This window comes from Nostoc sp. (assembly GCF_054880495.1).
In genome coordinates this window covers 1-24,997 of sequence record NZ_JBTYKD010000054.1, presented here as the reverse complement: position 1 = coordinate 24,997, position 24,997 = coordinate 1, and the positions used below count along the sequence as shown (strand labels likewise).

The window sequence follows — 24,997 nt, the reverse complement described above, 5'->3', positions numbered from 1 at the left end:
TTATACTGGGGTTGCAGTCCCGTGTCTGAGGGTCAAGGGAGCAGACAAGCAGACGAGTAGGGGAACTAGGGGAAGTAGGCAGAGAATAGCTTAGGAATAAGAATTTACATAGAATTAATGTCCCAGGCTTACCTCACCCTCAATCCCTCTCCTTATAAAGGAGAGGGAAGCTAGATACAGGATGAACTTTTGCATTTTATTTAATCCACGTTCCTTAATGACCAATGACTAAATTAATTGTGATTTGTGGGGCGACAGCAACAGGTAAGTCGCGTTTGGCTTTGGCTTTGGCGATGCAGTTGGGTTCTGCAATTCTCAGTGCTGATTCTCGTCAAGTTTACCGCGAGTTTGATATTGGGACAGCGAAACCAACTGTGGCTGAACAAAAATTGGTGCGGCACTATTTAATAGATATCTGCGATCCAATAAACATGATCACAGTAGCAGACTACCAAGAGCAAACACAAGCCTTAATTACTTCTGTTGGTGTTACCCCACTGTTGCTAGTTGGTGGCACTGGTTTATACATCCGTTCCATTATTCAAGGGATGAAAATTCCTCGAGTCGCACCGCAAACAGAATTGCGATCGCAGCTTGAATCTCTCGGTCAATCTCAACTATACGCAATGTTACAACAAGTTGATCCAGTTGCTGTACAAAAGATTCATGCTAATGACTCAGTGCGGACTCTAAGAGCATTAGAGGTATATTATGTAACCGGTCATCCGATTTCAGAACAACAAGGGGAAAATCCACCAAATTATCCGATTTTGCAAATTGGTTTAGATTGCGATGTTGACAAGTTGGGCGCTCGTATTCAACAGCGTACTGAGGAAATGATAGCAGATGGGTTGGTCGCGGAAGTGAAGTATCTTTGTCAAAAATATGGCGCTGATTTGTCTTTGTTAAATACTTTGGGTTATCAAGAAATCAAGCAATATTTGGCTGGGAAGATTTCTTTAGATGAAGCGAAAGAATTAACAATTTTACGTACACGACAATTTGCCAAACGACAACGTACTTGGTTTCGAGCATATCCAAAAATTGAATGGTTTGATGTCGATGATCCTGATTTATTAGAGAAGGTTTGGTATCGGATAAATGAGTTTATGAGTTGGACAAGTTCGTGAGAATTTTTTTGCTCATGCAAAGACGCAAAAAACTTTGCGTCTTTACAGCGAGTGTCTTATAAAGTGTCGGGATCTACGCCCATAGCCCGTAGCCTATCTGCTAGTAATTGGGTGCGTTGTTCTGCTTGTTCAGCACGTTGTCGTTCCTGTTCAGCATGTTGTCGTTCCTGTTCAGCGCGTTCATCTCCAGTCAGCAAAACACTACCATCTTGGTAACACCAGCGTAACCAAGTATCCTGTCTATCTTCAAATTTGCCTTCCCACAAAGTTACACCTAAACCAACTTGTTCTAACCAAATTTCTGAAGTTTCAAAGTAGCGTGTTCCCCTAAGTTCATAAACGCGCAGGACTTTTTCTCCTAATTGCTGATTTGGGTCATATACGATGTAGTAACTAGCCCGCATTTGTTCATAAATTTTCAGTTTTTTGCCAAGTTCATCACCTTCTTTATTAGAGACAATTTCGAGGACAACTTCCGGTGGTTTGCCAAAACGCCAAACCATATAACAACGATTTTGTTTTTCCCACCAATTTTCAGGCATTTGAACATCGAAGCTGAGAAAAACGTCGGGTACAATTGCCGGTTGACCGTCTGTATGGTAAACTCCCACATTTGCTGCTGCTAAAAAAGTCTGGCTTTGTAAAGAACTGTAAAGAGAGCCAACCAAAAGGCGTTGTTGTTTTTCAGAAGCAAAATTGTCCACAGGTGTATCATCTTCAGTGATTAGCTGGTTGGCATCTGGCACATAGTAATCATCATCATTGATTAGAACTTGCTGAACCATGAATTTATCCAGTATTTGAGAGCGTTATTTCTAGGTTAGTTGATTGGGGATGGAAGGGTGCATTCACTCAATATTTAATACTGAAAAATTCTGAGGAGTAGTCATCAATGGAATCTTTTTCAGAACTTGTGGAGCTTTCTGGACTACTAAATGATTTCAGACAACCCTGGTTTGTAGCCGGTGGATGGGCGATAGACCTTTTTATAGGAGATGTAACTAGGGTACATAAAGATATAGAAATTGCAATATTTAGGAAAGATCAAAGCAGCCTGCGAGAATATTTATTTGGCTGGGAATTTACCAAGGTTGTTGATGGAAAAATGGAACCTTGGAATGAAAACGAATGGCTAGAGTTACCGATACATGAAATTCATGCTCTCGGGATAGTTTTTCGGGGTTTCCTGCTGACCAAATAATTACGTGAGTGTCTAATAACAGTTTCATCACTGACTTTCACCTAACCAAAATTCATCAGGTAAAGGGTCATTGAAATCATCACTTATCCAAATCTTACCTTGGTTTAAACCCAGTACCCGTTTCTGAGGTGGTTGTTGAGGTTGAGCATATTTTTGTGCGAGAAATTCCACGAAATCTAGCACCTGTTGTTGCTGTTCGGGTGCTAGGGTTTGCAGCTTGGCAATTAGTTTTGAGGTGGAATCTAAAACTTGGTAAGTCATTTCACCCTCTGCTGTTAAATGTCTGACTCTATGTTACTTTAGCCCCACAATTAACAGAATATGGGATTTTACCATTATTCAACGCACTTGTTAAGACATATCGCACCTTCAGTACAGGACTTACGCAAAAAGGCAGTGAAAGCCTTGATTTACCGTAGGGGCAATTCATGAATTGCCCCTACATTTCGTACTTGATGCCTAAGTCCTACGTACTCAAATCAGGCGATCGCCTTTACTCCCCCCTAAGCTGCTATTCTTGCAACAATAGTAAACACAGCCATCAACAGCAGCCTGTAAAATGCCATGACAGATGCCGCAGTTAGCATTTCTCCCGCCGATATCGAAACCCTTGAGCAGTTATACATCTTCCGAGAGCGCACCGAAGTTTTAGAATTTCTGGATAAACATTCGTTTCTCATTCGCGTGCTGCTAGAAGCACCTGAGAAAATTCGCCACTACTTCCCTGACTCTCAGCTATTTATGGAAGTTGTTCCAGATCGAGAAATCATCGACTACGTGGTGCTGGTATTATCTATACTGATGAAGCTTGACCCTGATGATGCGATCGCAAGACAAAAACAAATGGATCTGGATTGGTGGTTAAATAGTACAACACATGAGGTACGAAGTCAGTTGATTACGCTTTTAGAATATCCAGATGAGTTTTGATTGGTCTGAGTATCTTAAAGTAGCTAAAGAGCTAGCAGGTGCTGCAACTACTCCTGCCAATTAAGAAGCTAAGTTTCGTGCGGCCATCAGTCGAGCGTACTATGCAGCTTTTATCGAAGCACGAAACTACCTCCGCGATCAAGAAGGGCATTCAATTCCGACAACAGGTAATGCTCACAACTATGTCAGTGACCAATTTGATATTAGTCCCGAACCACAGCGTCAATTCTTAGCAAAAGAATTAGCAAAGTTACGACTTTATCGCAATCAAGCAGATTATGTAGATAAATTTACTGGATTAGCTGGTATTACCTTAATGGCTTTAAATTCATCTGAGGAAGTAATTTTAATTTTAAGTAACCTGTAAACATCTACCTTGAACTTTAAAAAACTATGCTTATCCAAGATAAAAAACAACTTAACTGGAAACCCATTATCAAAGCATTCGAGGCTGTCCTTGGTAAAAATGGTGTGGTGCAACGCCGCGAAGAACTTATTACTTATGAATGCGATGGTTTAACAGGCTATCGCCAACGTCCGGCTGTGGTGGTGTTACCCAGAACTACAGAACAAGTTGCCCAAGTGGTGAAGATATGCAACCAATATTCTATACCCTTCATCGCACGCGGTTCTGGTACTGGTCTATCTGGCGGTGCTTTGCCAGTGATAGACTCTGTTCTAATTGTCACTTCCTTAATGCGGCAAATCCTCAGCATTGATTTGGAAAATCAACGGGCAATTGTTCAACCAGGGGTGATTAATAGTTGGGTAACACAAGCTGTCAGTGGTGCTGGTTTTTATTATGCTCCTGACCCTTCTAGTCAAATTATCTGCTCTATTGGGGGCAATATTGCCGAAAATTCTGGTGGAGTGCATTGTCTCAAATATGGTGTTACTACTAACCACGTTTTAGGATTAAAAATTGTTACGCCGGAAGGGGAAATTATCGATTTAGGCGGACAAATTCCAGAAATGCCTGGTTATGATTTAACAGGTGTGTTTGTTGGTTCTGAAGGCACATTAGGAATTGCCACAGAAATTACTTTGCGAATTCTCAAAAGTCCAGAATCAATTTGTGTGCTGTTGGCAGATTTTACTAGTATTGAAGCTGCGGGAGCAACTGTTTCTGATATTATCAGCGCCGGAATTATTCCTGGTGGTATGGAAATGATGGATAACTTCACTATCAATGCAGTTGAAGATGTTGTAGCAACTAATTGTTATCCCCGCGATGCTACTGCTATTTTACTAATAGAAATTGACGGTTTAGAAGTGGAGGTTGCAGGGAATAAGCAGCGAATTACTGAAATTTGTAAAAAAAATAGTGCGCGTAATGTCACTTCTGCTACTGACCCCGAAACCAGATTGAAATTATGGAAAGGACGCAAAGCGGCTTTTGCGGCGGCTGGACATTTAAGCCCAGATTATTATGTACAAGACGGTGTAATCCCTCGGACTCAATTGCCTTATGTTCTGCACGAGATTAAGACATTAAGTCAACAATACGGTTATCGTGTTGCTAATGTATTTCATGCTGGCGATGGTAATCTTCATCCGCTAATTCTTTTTGATAATTCTGTGCCTGGGGCATTAGAGCAAGTAGAAGAAATGGGTGGAAAAATTCTCAAGCTTTGTGTCCAAGTCGGTGGCAGTATTTCTGGCGAACATGGCATCGGTGCAGAGAAAAAGTGCTATATGCCACAGATGTTTAGCCAAGTTGATTTAGAAACTATGCAATGGGTGCGGCAAGTTTTTAATCCTAAAGGATTAGCAAATCCTGAAAAGATATTCCCCACACCACGAACTTGTGGAGAAGCAGCAAATGCATCGGCACTCAAGCAATTTGAAGGTGTGGAAAGATTTTAATTTTCCGCAAAGCTGCATTCGGGACTATCTCACTTTTTACAAAACTCCTGTAAAACCTCACCCCAACCCTCTCCTTAGTAAGGAGAGGGAGCAGAAATCTTGTTTCCCAACTTGACAAGGGGGGATTAAGGAGGTGCGCTTAATGTGTGGAAACTACGCACATCATGGTCTCTTGTATTTCACAGAATTAAAAATAGCGATAATTCTCCGCTAAGGGACATTTATTAATTGACATCTTGGTATAAAATCATCATTTCTTTACATCATCCGGAGGATTACAACTTTATTTTGTAGTTATATATATTCCGATCGCACTAGGTAACGCTTACAAATGAATCGGGTTGCTCGCCGTGGTGTTTCTTACTTGCTGTGTTTGGGATTAGTAGTCGCTTTAACAGTTTTTTCACTCTCTTCACTACCAGTTTATTCCCAAAAAACAAGTCCTTTAACTACAGAAATTCGTGGTGTTTGGCTGACTAATGTTGCTAGTGGTGTACTATTTATTCCTTGGGGTATTAACCGGGCTATCAATCAATTATCGGCTCTTAACTTTAATACAATTTATCCTGTAGTTTGGAATCGAGGACATACTTTTTATAAAAGTGCTTTAGCTAAAATTTCTACAGGCTCTGACACTCAACCTTTCCTCAACTTTATGCACGGTGGACAGGATGTTTTAGCAAAAATAGTGACACTTGCTAAAGATAAAGATTTGAAAGTCATTCCCTGGTTTGAATACGGGTTCATGACGCCCCATTATTCACAATTAGCAAGGCGTTATCCTGACTGGTTAACAATTGGGCAAGAAGGTATAAACTCTATTCAAGATGCGCCACCGGAAGAAATCAACAATCTTTTGGTGAGTAAACAGGCTTGGTTGAATCCCTTACATCCAGAAGTCCAAGAGTTTATTCAAGGGCTAATTTTGGAAGTAGTCAGGGATTACGATGTGGATGGAATTCAACTTGATGACCATTTTGGAATGCCTGTACAGTTTGGCTACGATCGCTTCACTATAGAATTGTACCAGCAAGAACACCAAGGCAAAAGTCCCCCTAATGATCCTTTTAACTCAAAATGGATGCGTTGGCGGGCAGACAAAATTACTGATTTCATGGCAAAAATTTATCAAGCTGTCAAGGCGGTTAAGCCCAATGTCAGAATATCTTTATCTCCTAACTATCAAGCTTTTGCCTATAAATACTATTTGCAAGACTGGGAAAGTTGGGTAAAAAAAGGTTTAGTTAATGAGTTAATTTTGCAAGTATATCGAAATGACAAAAACTCTTTTATCGCTCAACTGAAACAACCATCTGTGAAATTAGCTCAAAGTCTAATTCCTGTAGGTATTGGTATATCAACGGGAACGGTAGGTAATCCTGTGAAAATTGCCCAAGTTAGAGAACAAGTTCAGGTAGCGCGCGCTCGCAATTTTAATGGGATCTCTTTTTTCTACTGGGAGAGTCTGTGGGGTTACATTGTACCTGAATCACCTCAACAGCGACGCAAAGCTTTTTTTGAGATGTTTAATCCTAAAACTGTCAGACTATTACAACCAAAAAAACTTTGATGCGATTCGCGCCTAGAAATACTAGATTTGGCTTGACATTGCTGTGGACTTTAGCTACTTTTGGCGGTTTTTTATTGAGTTTACTCTTAATTGAAGTCGGCGAAAAGCCAGATATCGGGGTAGTAGAAGCAGCTATCGGCGGATTTGCGATCGCACTTCTTCAAGGCTGTCTTCTCAAACAACCTATATTTTGTATTAGGTGGATTTTGTCAAGTCTTTTGGGTTGGAGTATGATCACTGCGATCGGTATTGGTGCCATCGGTTGGATTGTACCTAGCACTCAGATTCTTCCCTTGAGAATCCTGTCTGGGGCGGTTTATGGTGCGCTTGGCGGCTTCGGGATTGGATTGACACAATGGCTAGCAATTCCCCAGGTGGCGTGGCGATGGATATTTGTCTCTGCGGCAAGTTGGGCTATTGCTGTCCCTGTGGGTTCTGTTGTCGGGATGATCTTGCACCGCTTGACGCAGTTATTCTTAGGCGAAGTCATGGGATTAGCTATGACTTGGCTGCTGGTTGGTATCCTCACAGGAATGAATGCTTACAAATTGCGATTGTAACTTGCCACTCCCTATTATTAAGAATTATAAATTTAATTGGTGTCTAGTGACGATTCCACTTAGATATATGCAAAAATCCTAAAAAATTGTTAAAAAAAATTTTAGTAAGTTTGACCTAATCTGCAAATGTATTTTCGCCTTGAAAAAGCAGGATTTGTTAAGCTGACTCCTACTTAGCTTTCCTAGATTTCTGATCAGAAGTAGAGAAAGATCCAAATCTCGATGAGCAATAGCTCAGAAAACCTTGCTATAGGCGCTAAAGTGCATCTACTACAAACGTAACTACAAGAGAGCGCCTAGAAGAGTCAGCAATACTAGACAGGGACTCTCCCATGAATATAAATCCAGTGGAATCAACTATAGAGTTGACAAAATTATCACCTCCTCAGATTCTCTTTGGCACAGAAGTAGATGATCAAAGTACAGAACAAGCAGTTGGACTCCTGGTTGAACGAGATCATCTGCTAGAAGCGATCGCTAGACGGATTCACCAATCTGTAGAATTAGAGACAATTCTGCATCAGACAACAAAAGAACTCCGCCAGTTTTTGAATTGCGATCGCGTGCTAATTTATCGCTTCCAGGCTGATGGTAGTGGAGTAATCATTACTGAATCAACTGTAACTGCCAGTAATCCACTGTTGGGAAAAAACATCACCGATCCCTGCTTGGGTGGCAAACATCGAGAACACTACGGACGAGGTTGCATTCAAGTTGTCGAAGATATTTATGCAGCCGGCTTGCATTCTTGCTATATAGATCTTCTGGCATCTTTGCAGGTGAGAGCCAATTTAGTCGTACCAATTTTTCAAGAGCAAGATATCTGGGGGCTATTAATTGCCCAGCATTGCCACCAACCGCGTCAATGGCAGCAAACGGAAACTGACTTGCTCAAGCAGTTGGCAACTCAAATCGGTATTGGTGTGCAACAGGCAGAACTTCGTCAGCAGATTCAGTTTTTCAAAGCAAAATTGGAGTTGCAAAAACAGAAGCAGAGCAATCAGTTGCAGCAGGTGCGAAACTTTGAAGCCTTGATGCGACGGATGACAGAACAAATCCGCGACAGTTTGGATCAAACTCAGGTGTTGCAGACAGTAACTCAGGAATTAGCAGAGTTACTGAACCTTGATCGTTGTCAAATCGAACTCTATAGCACTTGCCAAACTCTGGTTACTATTACCTACGGATACAGCACGAAGCTACCCCATTGTCAAGGATTGACCAGAGAGATTGCAGACCATCTGGAAATTTATCAACCCCTGTTACAAAAACAACCATTGCAATTTTTGGAAATTGTGTCGGGATGGCAACCAAAGTTGTTAGTTATGTCCCAGACGGCTTGTCCAATTTTCGATACTCAAGGGATTTTGGGAAATATTTGGTTGACAAGAGCGACACAAGAAGCATTTGATCAATTTGAAATTGAGCTAGTGCAGCAGGTAGCAAATGAATGTGCGATCGCCATTCGTCAAGCGGAGTTTTCGGAACAAACCCAGGCACAGGTAAAAGAATTAGAAAAAGGCGATCGGCTCAAAAACCAATTTCTCAGAACCCTATCCCAAGAACTGCGGACACCAATAACTAGCATCAGCCTTGCAGTCCAAACACTTGAAACTGTCCTCACACCAGAGGAGATATCAAATATAGAAATAGTTCCGCAGCTTTTGCAGATTCTGCATAACGAGTGTGGACGAGAAAACAAATTAATTAACGATCTACTCACACTTACATATCTCGAAGCCGAACCCGAACCCCCAACTTTGATTGCCATTGACTTACAAAGCTGGCTTCATCCCATTGTCGAGTCTTTTCGAGACCTCACCAACTGCCAGCGACAAAAGTTAAATCTGAGGGTTGATCAGGCGTTGCCGGCTTTTGAGACAGATATCACTGATTTTGAGCGGATTGTCACCGAACTGCTCAACCATGCCTGCAAATACACCCCACCAGGCAAATCGATCAGAGTCTCTGCTCACCTAACAGGAAATGCAGTAGAGCTTAATATTACCAATTCGGGAATAGAGCTTACCAGCAATGAACTGTCACGGATATTTGAGCCTTTCTATCACCTTGACAAACATGATCCTTGGAAACATAGCGGCACTGGACTGGAATTGGCATTAGTGCAGAAAATGGTCAGACATTTAGGCGGCTCAATTTATGTCAAGAGTGCAATAGGTCAAACCACCTTCACCGTCAAATTCCCCCTTTAATTTGTTTTTTGGGCGCGGCACTAGCAAATCTGTCAGAAGTTGTGCTATGCTGCTTATTGGTGCGGGTGACTAGCTCAACGGTAGAGCAGTAGACTCTTAATCTATTGGTTCTGAGTTCGAATCTCAGGTCACCCACTTTTGGAGTAGCAAAAAATGATCGCTGCCTTATTGGAATTGCTTTAATCCAAAGATGTTAATGACTATACCGTGAAAAGTCAGGGTTTTATACGTTGCCCAGTGAGAGTAAACGTTACTGGTACTGGGGCATAATCATTAAGCGGATTTGCCTTTAGTGAGAACGTACGAAATGTTCCTGTTGATTGCACTATCCCAGCTTTCAGATCAAATGTGGCACGAAGATCGCTTCTGATAAAGTTGCCGGGTAATTTCGCTGTTGGGTAACTGAAGGCGAGTCCTGTGGCAGTAATCTCTTTGCCTGAAGTACACTTCCAAGTGCCTTGTGAGAGACCAAAGGGTTGCAAAGAGGGACCCCCACTTTGGTTTGAGGCACTGGCAACAAAGTTGCCATCTTCGGTGTACGTTGTAATCCCATAAAACGAACCGAAGGCACCAGATAATTTCGTGAGGTACGTACCTGTCACAAGTTTGCGACAATCGTTTATGGGTTGAGCTTCGACTTTATGCAGATTCACTACATCTGGAATAGTGAGTGCCGACAATACACAAATCGTTAACGTGGCGAAAGCATTACGAGTTTTCATTCCAAAATATCCACTTATAAGTACCGAAAACCATTTATGTGGTCAAGCAAATAATAGGTTTGGGAAAATTATACAGGATAATAAGCGTCGTTTTGCAGTATAGGACTTACGCAAACAATAGCCGAAAAGAGTGATTTTCTGGTAGGGGCAATTTATGAATTGCCCCTACAGCGTGCGTGTGGTTTTGCGTAAGTCCTACAGTAGTCAAAGCTTTAAGAGACTGACAAATAAAAAACATCCCAAATTTTCTTGTGGGATGGGTGTCCACACCCGTCCCATATTCAGGGCGGGCAGGATGCCCACCCCACAAGATGGATAATTAATTTCTTGTCAGTCCCTAAGTAGTTATTGGCAATTAGATGATAAATACTACAATTTAGCCTGGAAATGCCCCCAGAATATACCTTACCGCAATTTCTATCAAGCTTGGCATCAGCATAATTTTGCTACTCGTGCGATGGGAAGTTTAAAAAAAATCCTTTTTACAGAATTTAAATATTGTTGCTGCAACCTTGTAAATAAAATTCCCGTTCTTACCACAGCTTGGGCATTTGTTACGAACAAAACAGCAGATGTTAAGAATGAAGTTGTTGTAGTTACCACAGCTTGTCTATTTGTAGCAAACGCTGATGTTGTCGTGACCATAGCTTAAGTAAAACTTATCAATCAACTTGTTGTCGTCACCACAGCTTGTCTATTTGTAGCAAACGCTGATGTTGTCGTGACCACAACTTAAGTAAAACTTATCAATCAACTTGTTGTCGTTACCACAGCATGATCATAACGACCTTCTAAAATACTTTGTCCTAATTCTATTAATTCTCATGTCATATTAAGTAAATACTAAGCAGTGTCCACTGTATAAAAATTTTTTCGCTCAACTGACTCGACTGAGGAAGCACCAAAACGATAGCCTTTGCCATAGACTGTGTGAATCAGGGCAGTTTCTCTACCTACTTCAATCTTACGGCGCAGTAAACGAATTAATGCCGCGATCGCATTACTATTGGGTTGTTCTTCCTCTTGCCACAAATTTTGCATAATCTGGGCATGAGTCATTAGTTGTCCAGTGTGTTCCATAAAGTATTGTAATAACTGGCTTTCTTTCTGCGAAAGCTCAATTATTCGTCCTTGGCGCTCGGCTACTTGATTTTCACAGTCGAGTTCTAAATCAGCGACAGTCAGCCGTCCGGTGATGCTTTCATAAGTTTGGGAACCGGAACGACGCAATAAAGCGCGGACTCTGGCTAATAACTCCCGCAGTTCAAAAGGTTTAACTAAATAGTCATCTGCTCCAGCATCTAAACCTTGTACGCGGTCATCTAGAGTATCCTTAGCTGTGAGAAACAAAACAGGAGTGGTTTTGCTTTGGAGTCGCAATTCCTGACAAATTTCTAACCCCGTCTTTCCTGGCAGCATCCAATCTAAAATTAATAAGTCATAATTGCCTATTTGTGCATATTCGCTGCCACTTGTTCCATCGTAAGCGGCATCGACAGTGTAACCCTCACGAGTTAATAAGCGACTCAAGGGTTCAGTTAGTTCAACTTCATCATCAACTAATAAAATTCTCATGCTGCTTGTGGTAAGCATATAAAGATATTATTCAACTGCCGGAACACCAAGGATACTAAAAAAAGAATGCTGACTGTTGCATTGCCAAAAGGGGAACTCCTTAAAAATAGCATCCACCTGCTACAATCTGTGGGCTTAGACTTTAGTGCTTTTTTAGATTCAGGAAATCGCCAACTTCAAATTCCTGATACTAAGGGAGTTGCAAAAGGTTTGCTGGTGCGGGCGCAAGATGTACCCGTTTATGTAGAATATGGTCAGGCACAACTGGGTATTGTTGGTTACGATGTGCTGCGGGAGAAGCAGCCGCAAGTTGCCCATTTGGTAGATTTACAGTTTGGGCATTGTCGAATGTCGGTGGCGGTAAAAGCATCCAGTTCTTACCGATTGCCTTTAGATTTACCACCGCATGGTAGAGTTGCTTCCAAGTATGTCAATTGCGCTCATGAATATTTCCACAGTCTAGATTTACCTGTAGAAATAGTGCCGTTGTACGGTTCAGTGGAACTAGGGCCGATTACTGGGATGTCAGAAGCGATCGTAGATTTGGTTTCCACAGGGCGGACTTTGCGCGAAAATGGTTTGATTGAAATTGCCACTCTCTATGAAAGCACGGCGCGGTTGATTGCCCATCCTCTGAGTTATCGGCTAAACACGGGTAATCTAAGTGATGTGATTGGCAAGCTGCGGTCAGCTGTTTTGGTAGGGGTTTAACAGTTCCACTCAGAGGGGAATTTTGCACATTTAGCATGCTCGACAATTCTTATTCCTAACCATTCGCTCAACCCTCGATTGACCATTTCTCGTTCCCATGCAGAGCATGGGAACGAGTCAACAAACTTTTCTGAACAGCCAGAGGCGGGGAAAGGACTAAGGAACGTAGATTAAATAAAATGGAAAACTTCATCCTGTCTCTAGCTTCCCTCTCCAATATATCGGAGAGGGATTGAGGGTGAAGTAAGCCAGGGACATAAATTGTATGTTATTTGTCTATTATTTAATTCTTATTCCTAAGAATTATTAAAAAAGCTTAAGTTATTCTGGAGATAGACACCCTGCTGACTGAATATCACATTTAAATTTATTAAGAAAAGTCAATGAAAGCTGGACACCTTGATACAGAAATGGCGAGGCTAGAAACTCTTCGCCAGTATCAAATTCTTGACACTGAACCGGAAGAAGCCTACAACAATCTTGCCCAGTTAGCGGCATTTATTTGTGGCACTCCCATCTCCTTGGTAAATTTTATTGATGAAAATCGTCAATGGTTTAAAGCAAAAGTCGGTTTAGATATATCAGAAATGCCCCGGAGTGTTGGATTCTCTTACCTTTGCCAAGAGCAGCGTAATGTTGTAGTGGTTCCCGATACCCTAGCTGATGAAAAATTGGCAAAGAATTTGGCAGTAACTAGCTATCCATATATGCGGTTTTATGCAGGTGTACCCCTAATTACCCCTAAGGGAGATATGCTGGGAACTCTGTGCGTGATTGACCAAGTTCCCCGGCAATTGAGCCAAAAACAAGTGGAGGCGCTTGTAGCTCTGAGTCGCTTGGTAATTGACCAACTAGAACTCAGGCGTTATGTAGCTGAGGTATCTGAAGTTACCGAGAAACTATTGGCGCAGGAGCAAACAGTCAACGCTCAGTCTGAAGCTGCCAGAAGCCGGATTGCGAATCTTCTCGAAAGCATCACTGATGGATTTTTTGCCCTGGATAAAAAGTGGCGATTCACCTACATTAATGGTCAAGCCGAACGGCTCTTGCAAAAAAACCAGTATGAGCTTTTAGGTAAAAACATCTGGGAGGTATTTCCAGAAATTATTAGCACAACATTCTATCGTGAGTATCACAGGGCAATCTTAGAACAGGTGAGTGTGGAATTTGAGGAATTTTATCCGCCACTAAACTGCTGGTTGAAAGTCCACGCCTATCCTGCAAAAGACGGCTTATCTGTTTATTTTCAAGACATTACTGAACGACGCAAAACAGCAGAAGCACTACAGGAAAGTGAAGAACGCTGGCAATTAGCATTACATGGTAATAAGGATGGGATTTGGGATTGGAACCTCAAGACTAATGAAGTGTTCTTCTCAACTCGCTGGAAGGAGATGCTCGGCTATAAAGACCAGGAAGTTTCCACCTGTTGGGATGAATGGACAAAACAAATCCATCCCGATGAGCGAGATTGGGTAGTTCAAGCTTTCCAAGACCACTTTGCCAAGAAAACACCGTTTTACGTCTGTGAATATCGAGTCCAATGCCAAGACGGCAGCTATAAATGGATTCTAGATCGAGGACAGGCACTTTGGGACGCATTGGGTGATATAGTACGGATGGTGGGTTCTTATACTGATATCACAGATCGCAAGCTGGTAGAAGAAGAATTAAAACGGCAAAATCTGCGATCGCAATTATTTGCCGAAATCACCCTGAAAATTCGAGAATCTTTACAAATAGATGAAATTCTTCAAACCACTGTCACAGAGGTACAAAAACTACTACAAGCTGACCGGGTGTTGATTTTTCGACTGGAAACTGACGGTTCGGGAACAGTGGTACAAGAGGCAGTGCTGCCTGGTTGGCCGGTAATTCTAGGAGAAAATATTTTTGACCCCTGTTTTAAAGAAGAATATATAGAAAGATATCGCCAGGGAAGAGTAAGTACCATTGAAGATATTGAAACTGCTCATATTCAACCATGCCATCGAAAATTTCTTCAGCAATTTGCTGTCAGGGCTAATCTCGTAGTGCCGATTCTTGTCAGAGACAGCATTTGGGGCTTATTGCTAGCTCATCAGTGTGCTGCACCTCGACAGTGGAATAACTTTGAGACGGAGTTGTTACAGCAATTAGCTAACCAAATTGGGATTGCTTTATCTCAAGCGCAACTATTAGAAAAAGAAACTCAGCAAAGTCAAGAACTTACTCGTTCTAATGCGGAATTGGAACAGTTTGCTTATGTCGCTTCCCATGACTTGCAAGAGCCGTTGCGGATGGTAACAAGTTATTTACAACTACTAGACCAAAGATACAAAAATCAACTGGATGCCAATGCCGATCAGTTTATCACCTATGCAGTAGATGGGGCGCGGCGGATGCAGACCCTGATCAACGATTTGTTGAACTACTCCCGCCTCAGCAGCCGACGACAGCCCTTTATACCAGTTGATTGTAATGTTGTTTTAGAACAGGCGATCGCTAATCTCGAAATTGCGATCGCTGATAGTATGGCAGTTATCATCCATGATCCTCTACCGGAAGTCATGGCTGATAATACCCAACTCACACAAGTATTTCAAAATTTGATTGCCAACGCGATCAAATTTTGCCATCATCAGCAGCCACGAATTCACATCGGAGTAGCGAGGGGAGATGTAAATCTAGATGAAGAAAGTTTAAGTTTTATCCCGTCAGCCGATGAATGGTTGTTCTGGGTGCATGATAATGGTATTGGTTTGGAACCCCAGTATGCTGAACGGATATTTATAATTTTTCAGCGTTTGCACGGTAGAGACAAGTATCCAGGCACTGGAATTGGTCTAGCAATTTGTAAGAAAATTATCGAACGCCACGGTGGCCGGATCTGGGTTGAGTCGAAACCCGGTCAAGGCTCGACTTTCTACTTCACAATTCCAGATAGAGCAATACTAAATTCGTGAAGTACCCCAACTTGCTTCTCTTCTCCTTCGGAGACGCTAACGCGAACGAGAGGCTGCGCCAACGCTGAAGTTGGGGCTTCCAATCTCAGAAAAACAATGACGGTTTTATTCATCTTCTCCCAAAGGGAGTCGCTTCCGCGACACGTTAAAAATTAGTAGGGCGGGGTACTCCCTTTCTTTACGCTTGGAGACTGTTGAAGCCGTCTTCCTGGGTTGAAACAACAAGCAAACCCATCTATTGGAAACTTTAGTTGAATGGCTGGCTTTAAATAAGTTTGGTCAAGTTCTGTATAGCAGCAGGTAAGTAATGGTAAGCACCATAACAGCGATTATGCCTATTCAGGTTTTATTAGTAGAGGATAATCCTGGCGATGCCCAACTTACACGCATTGCCCTAGAAAATAGCAAAATCTCGATTGACTTGAATGTGGTCGAAGATGGTGTAGAGGCAATGGCATTCTTACGAAAACAAGAAAAATATGTCAAAGCAGCCCATCCAGATATTATACTGCTCGATTTAAACCTCCCTAGAAAAGATGGGCGGGAGGTATTAGCAGAAATTAAAGCAGATGAAAACCTTAAACGAATACCTGTAGTGATTTTGACGACTTCCCAAGCGGAAGAAGACATCCTGAAAGCTTATAACCTTTTTGCCAACTGTTATATAAGTAAGCCAGTAGATTTCGATCAATTCGTTAAAATTGTAGAATCAATAGAAAATTTTTGGTTTGCGATCGTAAAACTGCCACCGGAGTAGTGTAAATGGCAGGTAAACAGATTAAAGTCTTGTTAGTAGAAGATAACCCTGGTGATGTCTTTTTATTACAGGAGTTGTTAAAGCAAGTTACTACAGTTGTAATTGATTTGATGCCCGTTGAGCGGCTTAATGAAGCACTCAACTACCTAGCAAACGAAATTTTTGATGTGATTTTGTTAGACCTTTTGCTGCCAGATAGCCAAGGACTAGAAACCTTTGTCATCGCTCACCATCAGGCAAAAGCTACTCCGATAATTGTGCTGACAGGTATAGACGATGAAACCCTGGCAATTAGCGCAATGCAGCAAGGAGCGCAGGATTATTTGGTGAAAGGGCAAGTAACTGGCGACTTGCTGGTACGCTCAATACGTTATGCGATCGAGCGTCAACGGGCAGACGACGCACTGCGCCATAGTGAGGAGCGATTTCGGGTTGCCCTGAAAAACTCTCCAATCTTTGTTTACAACCAAGATCGGGAGTTACGCTACACCTGGGTTTACAATCCCCCCGATGGATTGACAGCTGAGGAAATATTGGGCAAACAAGACTTGGATCTCATCCCAGTTGAAGATGCTCAACATCTGATCGCAATTAAACATGGGGTGCTAAACACGGGGAGAGGAACGCGAGAGGAAGTATCAATTACAATCAGAGATACAACTAGATATTATGATTTAACTGTCGAGCCATTGCGAAATGAGTCGCAAGAAGTTGTCGGCGTGACTTGTGCCAGTATCGATATTAGCGAACGGGAAGCGGCGCTACGCGAACGCAAATTGGCAGAAGAAAAAATCCGCGAACAAGCAGCATTACTAGATGTCACCACAGATGCGATTTGCGTGCGAGATTTAAACAATCAAATTACCTTCTGGAATAAAGGCGCAGAAACACTTTACGGCTGGCAAGCTACAGAGGCTTGGGGTAAAAATGCTAGTGAGCTTTTGTATGATGAACCTTCACCAGAAATTGAAGCGGCTCTGTTGCAAGTTATTAGTAAAGGTAAGTGGCAGGGTGAGTTAACTAAACTTACCAAAACTGACAAAGAAATCCTCGTTGCTAGTCGTTGGAGTCTAGTGTGCGATGAACAAGGCAAACCCAAATCAATTCTCACGGTTGACACAGATATTACCGAGAAAAAACATTTAGAAGCCCAATTGTTTCGCGCTCAACGCCTGGAAAGTATTGGCACTCTAGCTAGTGGTATTGCTCACGATCTTAACAATATCCTGACACCGATTTTGGTAGGAGCGCAACTGTTACCACTGAAATTTCCTGATGCGGATGAGCGAACTCGCCATCTATTAGAGATTTTGGAAATTAACGCTAGACGCGGTGCTGATTTAGTCAAACAAGTGCTGTCCTTTGCGCGGGGTGTGGAAGGGAAGCGCATCACTTTGCAAATCAAGCATTTGATTCTAGAACTTGCTAAGATTCTTAAAGAGACATTTCCCAAATCGATAGAAATCAGCACTGATGTACCGCAGGATTTGTGGATGGTTTCAGGAGATAGCACCCAACTGCATCAGGTGCTGATGAACCTCTGCGTTAACGCCCGCGATGCTATGGCCAATAGCGGTAGTTTGAATATCTCTGCCGAAAATGTGTTGATTGACGAAAATTATGCCCGCATCAACCTGGAAGCCAAAGAAGGGTCTTACACACTGATTACTGTCTATGATACTGGAGTTGGGATTCCTAAAGAAATCTTAGATAGAATTTTCGAGCCATTCTTTACCACAAAAGATGTCGGACAAGGGACAGGTTTAGGACTTTCCACCGTACTTGGGATCATTAAAAGTCACGGAGGTTTTGTGAAGGTGGATAGCGAACCCGGAAATGGCACTACCTTTAAGGTTTACTTACCAGCAGTGGGGGGAATGGAAATATTCACCCCAGAAGAGTTGCCACCACAGACAGGACATGGAGAATTGATTTTGGTTGTGGACGATGAAATTGCGATTCAAGAGATTACCAGAACATCACTAGAAGCTCACAACTACAAAATCTTAGTTGCCAGTGATGGCATTGAGGCGATCGCGCAATACGCTCAAAATATGGGCAAAATTAGTGTTGTACTAATGGATATTATGCTGCCCTCGCTGGATGGTTTAACTGCTATCCGTACCCTGCGAAAAATCAACCCCAAAGTCAGAATTATTGCTAGCAGTGGACTTATGCCTGACAATAAGCTCAGTGCAGTAGCTGCTATGGGTGTCAATATGTTTTTGCCCAAGCCCTATACTGTCAACGAATTATTGCTTTCTTTACAAAAAGTACTATCGTGAAATCTGCTAATTACGTAAGTCACGTAGATTAAATAAAATGGAAAACTTCATCCTGTCTCTAGCTTCCCTCTCCTTAAAATAAAAAACAACGTGTTTCTATGGGATATCTAGTATCATCTTTTCTTCTCTCACTATCATCTAATATTGATAACTTTGCTGTGGGAATTGCCTATGGAGCCAAAAAGATAAAAATCGGTATATTTAGCAACTTAACTATTGCGATATTTTCGGCTATTGGTGCATTTTTATCTATGTCACTAGGAGAAAAGTTGGGGAGATTTTTATCTGCTGAACTAACTAATTTACTAGGTTTTATTGCTCTATTAAGTGTAGGATTTTGGGGATTATGGGATACATTCAGGTTACACAAAAAAGAAACACTAAATCAGAAAAACTCTTCTGTCAATCAACTGAATTACACTATCTTTATAGAAAAACCCGAAATAGCAGATTTAGATAACTCTCATTTCATCGACGTTAGAGAATCTTTAACTTTAGCGTTGGCTTTAACAATCAACAATGTAGCTGGTGGTTTTGGAGCCGGACTTTCTGGTTTAAATATTCCCGTTACCACTTTTTTAACCTTTTTCTTTAGTCTGTTAGCAATTGAATTTGGATATTTTATGGGTAAGAAGTTCACTTCTAGAATTTCTGCTAAATGGTCGGGAATTATCTCAGCATCTCTGATAATTTGTTTAGCAGTATATGAATACTTTATTTAAAAAGAAAGTCAGAATATGCCCCAGTAGCTGTCGGATTTTGGGGACAGGGGAAAAATTTTACCCAAAACCCGAATCCAGTTCCAAGCAGTATTGCGATCGCAGCTACCCGCCCATAGAGTTCAAGGTGATTATTGGTTGTGCAAGTACGAACCTTCGCCCAACATGGTAGTCCCGAATAGCAATCAGCAAGACTTGACTCTGCGCTCAAAACTGGCGATTTTAGTTCTTAGTTTTTGCCTTACACCCCTACACCCTCACGCCCAAAACCCTTATAGCTTACTGATTTGGCTCCCATCAAGCGTGCCATTCGGGGATATACAGAGTTAAAACGATCGCTACCGAGCAAACATATGAGTGATCGCTTGGATACTTTCCTCTATATGAAACGCGGCTCGCGTTCGCTTGAGTGAAGGTGAGTGATTCAATTTAGGATTTCGGATTTGAGATTGAGCCACGTCGCACGCCATCTGCCTTTCTGGCTCAAAGCACAATTTTAGTCAAATTTATTACATAACTGCTTCCAAATCAGGCAGAGGGCAGGAGCCACAAGATTGACATATTAACTACATCACATTGACGTAAATCTAATTAAACCTTTTGTAAAACCAGGAAGTCTAAATAATGTAGACAACTTCTGAATCCATCATTCACAAATATGAGCAAGCATAAAGTTTCTTTGATTAGTATCTTCACAGGACTAGTAGCAGTCGTTCTAGGTAACAGTCTCTTGATGACTTCGGGATCTGCGTATGCCGACTTGCCAGGGAAGCATCCTTATTACCTGCACGCACTCACTGATTTACGCACTGCACGGTGGTTGCTGGAACATCGCCCAGGCGATGCTGCCGTTAGTGGACAAGAAGATGTTGCAATTGGGCAGATAGATTACACTATTAACGACATTAAGAAGGCATCTATTGATGATGGCAAAGACATCCACGAGCATCCAAATGTCGATGTCCCCAATAATCATCCTGGACGGTTACACAAGGCAGAAGAAATATTGAAGAAAGTGCATTCCGATGTCAGGCGTGAGGAAGACGATCCAACAGCCCGGGGCTTACAACATCGTTCTCTTCTGCATATCGATGCTGCACTCAACGCGACTAAGCGTGCCCTTTACGATGTTCAACATCATAAATAGAGACTGAATGGGCGAGCATAGGACTATTGGTGTCAACTTAAGTTAAAAGATGTAATCTAGGAGCATTGAAGCAGATGTTCCTAGCGATAATGCAACTACTTTTTTAATACTAATTGCTCCAATTACTGTAACTTTTGAGCCTCTATAGAAGGGGCCTTTTTGTTGTTTTAGAAGCTTTTGGACTAAACTCTTTGACACGGAAAATATGTTAGCTACTTTCCTAATTGAGATGTTTTTCGGAAGATGTGCTGCAACTATTTTTTCTCAAAGATAAACAGAGTATGACTTCATTTAAAGGTATTTATATTTTAATTTATTGTACCTCATAACAAACGCAAGTACTGTAATACACTTGTGTTAGCGATACTCATTCATCTAGTTATTATGCTTCGGTTTCTGAAGTTAATCATCAATATAGTCATCTTGAGTACATTGTTACTCATATCTGTGCAAGTTTGGGCGCAAGATTGGCGTCCGGTTCGCGGTGGTATCCCTTTCGGTATTGGTGGTATAGCTTTGATAAAGCAGCAAAGCGATACCCTAAATTTTATGATTGTCCATGACAACAAACAAAAAAACCAAGGTCGTTTAGCAATCATCAGCATTAAGGGTAAAAACCAACCTGAATATTTCCCCTTGAACTGGCCAAGTAACATAGAATTGCCCATCGACTTAGAAGCTTTAACATCTGTTCCAGAGAAAACAAAATCCTCATTTATCACTTTAAGCAGTTCGGGAAAAGCTTATTACATCAGGTTAGAGTCTGCCAAGAAAACCATCTCAGTTCTTAAGGAATTCAATCTACCAGGAATTACTCCCGAAAATAATTTTGAAGCATTTGGATTACAAAATATAGACGGCAAGTTAGTTGCTATTTGGGCAGATCGAGGTGAAGGAGAACAACCAGCAACTATTTTTTGGGGAGTATTTGACTTGGCTAAATATCAAATTACTCTCGCAGGTTCTGCCAAGCTGAAAGTACCGTTTCCATCTGGCAATGTTCGTCATATTTCAGATATTAAAGTAGACTCCGTAGGAATTGTCTACATCACCTCAGCAAGTGATGCCGGAGATGATGGTCCATTTGAGTCAGCTGTGTATGTCGCTGGTTATTTGGGTTTGCGTGGTAACAAAATTGCTTGGCAGCAAAATCCTCAACTTGTTCCCTTTTACCGCTCTAACTACCACAAAATCGAAGGTATAGAACTTGTTCCCGGTGCAGAAGGCGGTGTAGTAGTTGGTACAGATGATGAGAATTTGGGTTCCTATGTATACATTGTGGGTGGAAGTAGCTGAACAGTATGTCCTTTGTTTTCAGAATTGCTGGTTTATTTGCGATCGCCTTACATATCTATAGGCATATATCAAAAATTTTGTCAAGTTATTTATGGCGATGCCTACGGCGGGCAAAGCCTACGCAGCGTGGAAATAAGTTCTCTGGCGATTGATGATAACGCTCTTTTATTACTCTCGTCAGATTAAATTTGAAACCCTATTTTGAAGTTAGTCCGCGCAGGGGGACGAGAGTTTGTGTAGCCGCGATTTCTAATCGCCTGGATTATTCTCTCTCCAGAGTCATAAAAGAGGAATAATCAGCGTGATAGCGGAGTGGCTTAAACACTTGGGGTTCGCGTGGATATATCGCGAGCTGTTTAACCCAGTTTAATTTTTGTCTCAATTCCGTTAGTGTAACACTGAAGCTTCTATACTAAACTAGTAAAAAAATATCTGCTGTTTAATATTTTTTATCTTATGAAAAAGTGGCTCATTTTTATTACAATTGCATTTTTATGTTTCTGTTTGACTTATGTTGTTAATGCGTCTAATTACCCCTTAATAAATTCAGATAATAGTTGTAATTTACGATTGATCAAAAAAGGAGAAGGGTGTTTTCTTTACAAAGTGAAATCTGGTAATTTTTCGATTCCTATTTACTACTATTTACCTGATACATTGCAGGAAAATACTAAAATTTTATTTGCTATGCATGGTGAAAAACGTAATGCTGAAGATTATAGAAATGATTGGAGAAAGATTTATAAATACAACAGTGATGAGCATAAGAATTTTATTTTACTTGCTCCCAAGTTTGAACAAAAGTGGTTTCCAAAAGCTGTGGGTTATAATCTTGGCAATATGTTTACAGAAGATTTAAAGATTTTAAATCCTCGAAACCAATGGGCATTTACTGAAATTGAAAATATCTTTACTTTTGTCAAAAGAACCACGAAAGTAAAGGCTAATAATTACTATCTCTATGGTCACTCTGCGGGCGCACAGTTCGTACATCGAATGGTCATCTTTATGCCATTCGCACATATCCAAAAGGCTGTGGCTGCTGAGGCAGGTTCCTACACAATACCTGATGAAAATAGGGAATATCCCTGCGGACTGAAGAAACTAACTGGAGAGCCACTATCATCTGTAGATTTGAAAAAAACATTTACCATACCCATGACAATAATTTTAGGTACAAAAGATAATAAAATTCTACCTCCTGAACATGATTCTTATGCTTGTGATACACAGCAAGGTTCTAATCGTTTAGCTCGTGGCGAATATTTCTACACTCAGCTTAAAAGTATTGCTCATAATAGAAAAGAAGATTTTAATTGGACTCTCAAAGAAGTTACTGCTACTCACATTGTTGCAAATACGAATCCTCCGATTGAAGATCCGATGTTAGTGTCATGTGCCGCTTTGGAGTTTTTTCCTAAATTGACCTTCGTTAATTGCAAATAGTTATTTCTGCACCCTGTCAAATTTTGAATTTAGAATTGCTGGTGCGATGCCTATGGCGGGCAAAGCCTACGCAACTTGGTGTAGGTTGACCATTATCTGATTGATAACGGCAACCCATTAATTACCCCTACACATTAAATCGGAACAACATTACATCCCCTTCCTGCACAACATACTCTTTACCTTCACTGCGAACCAACCCTTTCTCCTTCGCAGCATTCATCGAACCAGTTGTTACCAAATCTTTATAAGCGACAGTTTCGGCGCGAATAAATCCCCGCTCAAAATCACTGTGGATTACACCAGCAGCTTGAGGTGCAGACATTCCGGCATTAATTGTCCAAGCGCGGGTTTCTTTGGGTCCGCAGGTGAAATATGTCCGCAAGCCTAGAAGCATATAAGTTGTACGAATCAACGATTTCAAACCGCCTTCTTCCACACCTAAAGATGCAAGAAAATCAGCTTTATCTTCTTCTGGTAATTCCACTAATTCCGCTTCAACTTGGGCAGAAACTATCACAACTTCGGCATTTTCTGTAGCTGCAATTTGCCGTACTTTTTCTACAAAATGATTACCAGTTGCCAACTCATCCTCAGATACATTCGCGGCGTAAATAATCGGTTTATAAGTGAGCAGTTCTAATCCTTTAATAATTTCTGTTTCTTCTTCATTCAAGCTCACCTGACGCACCGATTTACCTTCATTTAAAGCCGCAGCCAATTTTTCTAAGACTGAGACTTCAAACTGTGCATCTTTGCTGGTACGAGCTTGTTTGCGAGTGCGGTCAATTCGCCGCTCAATTTGTGATAAATCTGATAAACCCAGTTCTATATTAATGATTTCAATATCTCGCGCTGGGTCAACAGAACCAGCAACGTGGATAATATCATCATTCTCAAAACAACGTACCACATGGACGATCGCATCAACTTCCCGGATGTGGGACAGGAATTGATTTCCTAGTCCCTCACCCTGACTTGCGCCTTTAACTAAACCCGCAATATCGACAAATTCAACCCGCGCCGGGATAGTTTGTACCGAACTGGCAATATTAGCAAGAACATTTAACCGTTCATCCGGTACTGCGACAACGCCGACATTCGGTTCAATCGTGCAAAAAGGGAAGTTAGCTGCTTCTGCCTTGGCATTAGCAACTACAGCATTAAATAAAGTAGATTTTCCGACGTTGGGAAGTCCGACAATTCCGGCTCTTAGCATTTTGGATTTTAGATTTTAGATTTTGGATTATATTACCAAGGTAATCTAAACAGGTTCCGGTATGGTTTGGGGAATTGGCCCTGGAACTGTCTGAGGAATGGGAGCAGGTACTGGTTCTGGTACAGGCCCCGGTACAGGTTCAGGACTCGGTAACGGATTCGGCCCAGGATTTGGAATTTGTGGTTCGGGTATAGAAATCGCAGTAGGATTAATCATCGTAAGTCTAAATTAAATTATTCAACCTTCCCACGGTAGATGACAACCTGATCTGTTGGCATCTCCCCAAATAGCTATACCCACAAACACATCCTTTAATAATTTACCCCTCTTGCCATTAAAATTCTTCTGCGTTCCTCTGCGGTTCCCTCCGCGCGACGGCAGTCGCTACAACGGGGGGAACCCCCGCAACGCGCTGCCTCCCCTCTGCGTTTAAATTCCACCCTCAATTCCCCACAATTTGACGCAAAACTTTACTAAACTATTCCTCCTTTACCTTTTCTACCACCTCTGGCACTGGATCGTAACCACCAGGATGAAATGGATGACAGCGCAAAATCCGCCGAGTTGCCATCCAGCCACCACGCAACACTCCAAATCGTTCAATGGCTTGAATAGCATACATCGAACAAGTTGGTTGAAAGCGACAAGTCGGGAGAAACAACGGCGAGATAAACATTCGGTAGCCCCGAATCAGCCAAATAAATA

At 41.6% G+C, this 24,997-nt stretch carries 24 protein-coding genes and 1 tRNA gene; 18 read left to right on the top strand and 7 right to left on the bottom strand.

Features of this window, described 5'->3' with window-relative positions; all coding sequences use genetic code 11:
* The first annotated feature begins 224 nt into the window (after positions 1–224).
* Entirely contained in the window at positions 225–1,130 is a 906-nt protein-coding gene (gene miaA / locus ACYTXL_RS06065; RefSeq protein WP_461923920.1) for a tRNA (adenosine(37)-N6)-dimethylallyltransferase MiaA, read from the top strand.
* 56 nt (positions 1,131–1,186) lie between these two features.
* Here miaA and ACYTXL_RS06060 read toward each other — a convergent pair whose 3' ends face one another.
* Entirely contained in the window at positions 1,187–1,915 is a 729-nt protein-coding gene (locus ACYTXL_RS06060; protein ID WP_461923919.1) for a Uma2 family endonuclease, read from the bottom strand.
* Between the two features lie 107 nt (positions 1,916–2,022).
* Between ACYTXL_RS06060 and ACYTXL_RS06055 the strand changes: the two genes are divergently transcribed.
* The gene (locus ACYTXL_RS06055; RefSeq protein ID WP_461923918.1) at positions 2,023–2,331 is read left to right on the top strand and encodes a nucleotidyltransferase domain-containing protein; all 309 of its coding nucleotides are present in this window, start codon (positions 2,023–2,025) and stop codon (positions 2,329–2,331) included.
* Between the two features lie 27 nt (positions 2,332–2,358).
* On the opposite strand, the gene vapB is transcribed toward ACYTXL_RS06055, so the two are convergent.
* Positions 2,359–2,592 (bottom strand): type II toxin-antitoxin system VapB family antitoxin, encoded by a 234-nt coding sequence (gene vapB, locus ACYTXL_RS06050; RefSeq protein ID WP_461923917.1) that lies wholly within the window; start codon positions 2,590–2,592, stop codon positions 2,359–2,361.
* Positions 2,593–2,895: 303 nt separating this feature from the next.
* Between vapB and ACYTXL_RS06045 the strand changes: the two genes are divergently transcribed.
* The 6 genes from ACYTXL_RS06045 to ACYTXL_RS06020 all read left to right on the top strand — a co-directional run bounded on the left by ACYTXL_RS06045 (position 2,896) and on the right by ACYTXL_RS06020 (position 9,605).
* A complete protein-coding gene (locus tag ACYTXL_RS06045; RefSeq protein ID WP_461923916.1) occupies positions 2,896–3,261 on the top strand; it encodes a hypothetical protein in 366 nt (121 codons plus the stop codon).
* A 393-nt stretch (positions 3,262–3,654) separates the two neighbouring features.
* On the top strand, positions 3,655–5,127 hold the full coding sequence (glcD, locus tag ACYTXL_RS06040) for a glycolate oxidase subunit GlcD (RefSeq protein WP_461923915.1): 1,473 nt from the start codon (positions 3,655–3,657) through the stop codon (positions 5,125–5,127).
* A 331-nt stretch (positions 5,128–5,458) separates the two neighbouring features.
* Positions 5,459–6,697 (top strand): glycoside hydrolase family 10 protein, encoded by a 1,239-nt coding sequence (locus tag ACYTXL_RS06035; RefSeq protein WP_461923914.1) that lies wholly within the window; start codon positions 5,459–5,461, stop codon positions 6,695–6,697.
* Entirely contained in the window at positions 6,697–7,257 is a 561-nt protein-coding gene (locus ACYTXL_RS06030) for a hypothetical protein (RefSeq protein WP_461923913.1), read from the top strand. Before ACYTXL_RS06035 ends, ACYTXL_RS06030 begins: the two co-directional genes overlap by 1 nt.
* A gap of 332 nt (positions 7,258–7,589) precedes the next feature.
* On the top strand, positions 7,590–9,470 hold the full coding sequence (locus ACYTXL_RS06025; RefSeq protein WP_461923912.1) for a GAF domain-containing protein: 1,881 nt from the start codon (positions 7,590–7,592) through the stop codon (positions 9,468–9,470).
* 63 nt (positions 9,471–9,533) lie between these two features.
* Positions 9,534–9,605, top strand: a tRNA-Lys gene (locus tag ACYTXL_RS06020).
* Positions 9,606–9,685: 80 nt separating this feature from the next.
* Here ACYTXL_RS06020 and ACYTXL_RS06015 read toward each other — a convergent pair.
* Positions 9,686–10,192: a hypothetical protein gene (locus ACYTXL_RS06015; protein WP_461923911.1), complete on the bottom strand. Its 507-nt coding sequence runs from the start codon at positions 10,190–10,192 to the stop codon at positions 9,686–9,688.
* 322 nt (positions 10,193–10,514) lie between these two features.
* Between ACYTXL_RS06015 and ACYTXL_RS06010 the strand changes: the two genes are divergently transcribed.
* The gene (locus tag ACYTXL_RS06010) at positions 10,515–10,844 is read left to right on the top strand and encodes a hypothetical protein (RefSeq protein WP_461924009.1); all 330 of its coding nucleotides are present in this window, start codon (positions 10,515–10,517) and stop codon (positions 10,842–10,844) included.
* Between the two features lie 191 nt (positions 10,845–11,035).
* Here ACYTXL_RS06010 and rppA read toward each other — a convergent pair whose 3' ends face one another.
* The gene (gene rppA, locus ACYTXL_RS06005; protein WP_461924008.1) at positions 11,036–11,767 is read right to left on the bottom strand and encodes a two-component system response regulator RppA; all 732 of its coding nucleotides are present in this window, start codon (positions 11,765–11,767) and stop codon (positions 11,036–11,038) included.
* A gap of 66 nt (positions 11,768–11,833) precedes the next feature.
* Here rppA and hisG point away from each other — a divergent pair, with 66 nt between their 5' ends.
* The 9 genes from hisG (at position 11,834) to ACYTXL_RS05960 (ending at position 23,073) form a co-directional block, all read left to right on the top strand.
* Positions 11,834–12,478: an ATP phosphoribosyltransferase gene (gene hisG, locus ACYTXL_RS06000; RefSeq protein ID WP_461923910.1), complete on the top strand. Its 645-nt coding sequence runs from the start codon at positions 11,834–11,836 to the stop codon at positions 12,476–12,478.
* A 383-nt stretch (positions 12,479–12,861) separates the two neighbouring features.
* The gene (locus tag ACYTXL_RS05995; RefSeq protein ID WP_461923909.1) at positions 12,862–15,423 is read left to right on the top strand and encodes a GAF domain-containing protein; all 2,562 of its coding nucleotides are present in this window, start codon (positions 12,862–12,864) and stop codon (positions 15,421–15,423) included.
* A 307-nt stretch (positions 15,424–15,730) separates the two neighbouring features.
* Positions 15,731–16,180 carry a response regulator gene (locus tag ACYTXL_RS05990; protein WP_292803009.1) on the top strand — a complete coding sequence of 150 codons (450 nt, stop codon included), beginning with the start codon at positions 15,731–15,733 and terminating at the stop codon, positions 16,178–16,180.
* 5 nt (positions 16,181–16,185) lie between these two features.
* On the top strand, positions 16,186–18,465 hold the full coding sequence (locus tag ACYTXL_RS05985) for a PAS domain-containing hybrid sensor histidine kinase/response regulator (protein ID WP_461923908.1): 2,280 nt from the start codon (positions 16,186–16,188) through the stop codon (positions 18,463–18,465).
* A 98-nt stretch (positions 18,466–18,563) separates the two neighbouring features.
* Positions 18,564–19,187 (top strand): sporulation membrane protein YtaF, encoded by a 624-nt coding sequence (gene ytaF, locus ACYTXL_RS05980; RefSeq protein ID WP_461923907.1) that lies wholly within the window; start codon positions 18,564–18,566, stop codon positions 19,185–19,187.
* 655 nt (positions 19,188–19,842) lie between these two features.
* Complete coding sequence (locus ACYTXL_RS05975; protein ID WP_461923906.1) at positions 19,843–20,331, top strand: hypothetical protein; 489 nt, start codon at positions 19,843–19,845, stop codon at positions 20,329–20,331.
* A 384-nt stretch (positions 20,332–20,715) separates the two neighbouring features.
* Positions 20,716–21,627, top strand: coding sequence for a hypothetical protein (locus tag ACYTXL_RS05970; RefSeq protein ID WP_461923905.1), 912 nt, complete (start codon positions 20,716–20,718; stop codon positions 21,625–21,627).
* Between the two features lie 12 nt (positions 21,628–21,639).
* Positions 21,640–21,813 (top strand): hypothetical protein, encoded by a 174-nt coding sequence (locus ACYTXL_RS05965; RefSeq protein WP_461923904.1) that lies wholly within the window; start codon positions 21,640–21,642, stop codon positions 21,811–21,813.
* A gap of 270 nt (positions 21,814–22,083) precedes the next feature.
* Positions 22,084–23,073 carry an alpha/beta hydrolase family protein gene (locus ACYTXL_RS05960; protein WP_461923903.1) on the top strand — a complete coding sequence of 330 codons (990 nt, stop codon included), beginning with the start codon at positions 22,084–22,086 and terminating at the stop codon, positions 23,071–23,073.
* 127 nt (positions 23,074–23,200) lie between these two features.
* On the opposite strand, the gene ychF is transcribed toward ACYTXL_RS05960, so the two are convergent.
* The 3 genes from ychF to yidD all read right to left on the bottom strand — a co-directional run.
* On the bottom strand, positions 23,201–24,292 hold the full coding sequence (gene ychF / locus ACYTXL_RS05955; protein ID WP_461923902.1) for a redox-regulated ATPase YchF: 1,092 nt from the start codon (positions 24,290–24,292) through the stop codon (positions 23,201–23,203).
* A 45-nt stretch (positions 24,293–24,337) separates the two neighbouring features.
* On the bottom strand, positions 24,338–24,508 hold the full coding sequence (locus ACYTXL_RS05950) for a hypothetical protein (RefSeq protein WP_461923901.1): 171 nt from the start codon (positions 24,506–24,508) through the stop codon (positions 24,338–24,340).
* 262 nt (positions 24,509–24,770) lie between these two features.
* Positions 24,771–24,997, bottom strand: a 227-nt coding sequence (gene yidD, locus ACYTXL_RS05945; protein ID WP_461923900.1) for a membrane protein insertion efficiency factor YidD, incomplete at its 5' end; no start/stop codon positions are given.